The organism is Myxococcus sp. AM009 (assembly GCF_013372605.1).
Taxonomy (GTDB): domain Bacteria; phylum Myxococcota; class Myxococcia; order Myxococcales; family Myxococcaceae; genus Myxococcus; species Myxococcus vastator.
Genome location: NZ_JABXEP010000381.1, coordinates 1 through 638, shown reverse-complemented (window position 1 = coordinate 638; position 638 = coordinate 1). Strand labels below are relative to the sequence as shown.

At 73.0% G+C, this 638-nt stretch carries 1 pseudogene; it reads left to right on the top strand.

The window, feature by feature from the left end:
• Positions 1 to 638 (top strand): annotated as a pseudogene (locus HV824_RS35975) (aminopeptidase); the annotation flags it as partial.

The window sequence follows — 638 nt, the reverse complement described above, 5'->3', positions numbered from 1 at the left end:
TTGATGGGCGGTGGGGGCGGGCGTCCTTCGGGCGGCGACCACGGGGCCTTCTCCGCCACGGCGGACTTCATCAGCCTGGTGGGCGTGGTGCCCCAGGTGCCGCCGGTGGGCGAGGACGGCAAGCCTTGGGAGGGGCCGCAGGGGATTGGCGACCTGGGCCTCTATGAGCCGGCGCACGTGCTGGCCACCGTCACCGTGCCAACGGGCTGGGCGGTGCACGCCACGGGCGTGCCCATGGGCGAGGTCCCGCAGCGGGATGGGCGCGTGCGCTACGCCTTCGCCGCCGCCGCGGTGCGCGACTTTCCCCTCTTCGTGTCACGGGGCTACGCCAACTCCACCGCCACGGTGAATGGCGTCACGGTGGAGAGCCACTACGCCGCGGCGGATCAGGCCGCGGGCGAGCGCGTATTGAAGCACGCCACGTCGATGCTGGCGGAGTTCGAGCGTCGGCTGGGGCCGCTGCCGTACACGCACTTCCGCGTGGTGCAGGCGCCGCTGTCCGGAGGCGCGGGCGGCATGGAATTCCCAGGGCTGGTCACCATCGCGACGCAGCTGTACCGCGGCGCGGCGGGGGCCTCCCAGATGCTGGGCGGCGGCATGCCGGGCATGGAGGACCTGGAGGCGATGCTGGGCATGCT